Source organism: Brevibacterium aurantiacum, from assembly GCF_900169065.1.
GTDB classification, from domain to species: domain Bacteria; phylum Actinomycetota; class Actinomycetes; order Actinomycetales; family Brevibacteriaceae; genus Brevibacterium; species Brevibacterium aurantiacum.
Genome location: NZ_FXZB01000058.1, coordinates 1 through 2,245 on the forward strand (window position 1 = coordinate 1; position 2,245 = coordinate 2,245).

The 2,245-nt window shown below is 57.1% G+C and carries 4 protein-coding genes; 1 reads left to right on the plus strand and 3 read right to left on the minus strand.

Going from position 1 to position 2,245, the window contains the following annotated elements; genetic code table 11:
* On the plus strand, positions 1 to 257 hold a 257-nt coding region (locus BAUR9175_RS19575), incomplete at its 5' end, for a hypothetical protein (protein ID WP_219618427.1).
* Between the two features lie 80 nt (positions 258 to 337).
* Here BAUR9175_RS19575 and BAUR9175_RS19020 read toward each other — a convergent pair.
* The 3 genes from BAUR9175_RS19020 to BAUR9175_RS19030 all read right to left on the minus strand — a co-directional run bounded on the left by BAUR9175_RS19020 (position 338) and on the right by BAUR9175_RS19030 (position 2,030).
* Entirely contained in the window at positions 338 to 655 is a 318-nt protein-coding gene (locus BAUR9175_RS19020; RefSeq protein ID WP_069599737.1) for a hypothetical protein, read from the minus strand.
* 98 nt (positions 656 to 753) lie between these two features.
* Complete coding sequence (locus BAUR9175_RS19025) at positions 754 to 1,380, minus strand: maleylpyruvate isomerase family mycothiol-dependent enzyme (protein WP_101584974.1); 627 nt, start codon at positions 1,378 to 1,380, stop codon at positions 754 to 756.
* A 71-nt stretch (positions 1,381 to 1,451) separates the two neighbouring features.
* Entirely contained in the window at positions 1,452 to 2,030 is a 579-nt protein-coding gene (locus BAUR9175_RS19030) for a recombinase family protein (protein WP_029416759.1), read from the minus strand.
* Positions 2,031 to 2,245: the final 215 nt, after the last annotated feature.

Below are 2,245 nucleotides of genomic sequence, written 5' to 3' on the forward strand. Positions count from 1 at the left end.
GTCAGCCATCGTGGGATGCCTTTCGTGAGGTTCTTGGCGGAACTACTAGCGGGATCCCACGATGGTTCTTCACATTTTTGGGGGTGAAGTCCCTGGTGGGAATGCCACCACTCTATGGGACTCACCCGGTGCGCACACGATCGATTTTGACCAACAAGCAACTTTGCTTTCATTGCTGTGGGCTTTACCGAAAAGTGGCGGCCATCTTACAGCTCTCCAAGGCGGTCGGGTCAGTCGCTTCCGAGATCAATATTTGATTGTGACAGGGCGGTTTCATTTGGCCTAGCCCCTCCCGCGACTCGCCGATGGTGTTGCGGGGTTTGAGCAACGAAGCCGGCTACTTCTTCGGCGGCAGAGTTTTAGCTTGCTCGACACTGTGAGCGACCAGCTCAACCAGTTCTGTGCTGTCGGCGGTAATGCTGAAAGAGCGCCAGTTTCGCATGGCACGTCCAGGCATCGCGTTACTCGCACGAGGATCTCCGGTGATCCACTCGGCGTCAGGGGCGACCCGTATGAGCAGGCCCTCGTCACCGACCGCAACTGCCATATAACCCGCGATAAGAAACGCCAAACCCCCAAATATGTATTTCTCGCTCGTCGTCTCGTCTCTGAGAAGCGAACGAACTTGTTCGGCGAGATCTTGATCTATAGCCATCTGACTACTCTAAAGCACTCCAATTGCGGCGAACCGGCGATGAATCCACTGGTTAACCGCCCCTGCTTGCGTCGAGTTATAGACCCGTCCGCGACATTTCACGACAGGACCCTATGCTTCAAGAGCTCGACACCGTCGCCACTGAGTGAGCTCACCGCCTCGGCGCGCCCAGCAATGCCAAGAAGCAGTGCCTGAGCGGGTCCAAATACTGCCGGGCCAGAACCGTGCTTCCAATCCATGTCAGTCGCCTCGAATTGGAGCCCGTCGACGACGCCCTTCTTCACCACACTGGCCGGCGCTTTCATCACGGCCGTGAGCGCAACATCGGCCCGTTCTTCGTGAAGTTGGCTAGGGAGGCCGAGGGGCCAGCGAATGTCGAGGCCGTGCACGATGACGTCGGTGAGGGGGGCTTCCGGGCCTTCTCCGGGTGGAGTGAAATGAGAGTCAGCTTTGTCTCTCAAAAGATCAACTACGTCGTTAAAAGGGCGTGCGGCTTGTCGTCGGGTGAGGCGACGGTTCGCTCGATCGAAGTTACCACCTGCCAAGAGCATGGCTAAGGCAAACCGCGGCATACTCACATCGAGTGGCATCGTCAAGTGTGCAAGCACATCGTGGACTGTCCAGGCTACGCACAGGCTTTGAGTCGATTGTTGTTCTGGCGTTAGGTCCGCGAGTTGATCGGCAAGGTGACGGCGCTCATCGGCAATGGCGGCGAAAATGTCCATACACCATGGTCTCAATTACATGTCGTTGCATCTAGATCCTCGCGTAACGTCTTCAAACCGATCGCAGTGTTTCAAGTGTCAGCAGCTTGCCGATGGCGATACAACGTTGCTCTCGACCACCCAACCAAGCGTGCCGCGTCCTTGGCAGTCCGGCCCTTGGCCCTGGCATCTTCGGCGATCGCGAGTTTCGTCGCGATCTCGTCCGCGTCGACTGGTGGCCTGCCGAACTTCGTCCCGTTCTGCTTGGCGGCTGCAATTCCGGCATTGACCCGTTCGGTAACGAGTTCTCGTTCATACTCGGCCAGGGTGGCGAGCATTCCCAGCATCATCCGACCCGAGGATGTCTCGGGGTCGATGTTGTCTGAGACGGATCGGACTTTCACGCCTTGGTCTCGGAGGTGGTTCACGGTCGCCAGAACATCAAGGAGCGAACGGCCAGGGCGGTCGATACGCCATACGACTACCGTATCTCCGTCCTCGGCGTAATCGAGGAGCCGCCTCATTCCCGGTCGCTGTTTCGCCGTCTTACTCCCAGAGGTCACATCTGAGAAAACATCTCGCTTCTGGACTCCCGCACCGACGAGTGCATCGAGTTGGAGCTGCGCACCTTGTCCGGCAGTACTGACTCGCGTGTATCCCAGAAGCCTCATGCTCCAAGAATGACTCACAAAGTCCAAATAGTCACGGTCGTAAGACAGTTTACGGTGAGACAATTTATCGAGACACGCTCTGCCCTGTTGGTTGGGCCCCCGGGTAGGAGTCCGGTGACTATGTGAGTTTCGCATCCGATAATGGATGCAAGGAGGAAATTCACAGATTATGGCACGTAGACATACCCCGGATCAGGTCATCGCGAAAGTGCGTC

What these genes read in the sequence shown, in the direction of transcription:
- BAUR9175_RS19020 (WP_069599737.1), bottom strand. Translation starts at nt 655, where the DNA reads ATGGCTATAGATCAAGATCTCGCCGAACAAGTTCGTTCGCTTCTCAGA.
- BAUR9175_RS19025 (WP_101584974.1), bottom strand. Translation starts at nt 1,380, where the DNA reads ATGGACATTTTCGCCGCCATTGCCGATGAGCGCCGTCACCTTGCCGAT.
- BAUR9175_RS19030 (WP_029416759.1), bottom strand. Translation starts at nt 2,030, where the DNA reads ATGAGGCTTCTGGGATACACGCGAGTCAGTACTGCCGGACAAGGTGCG.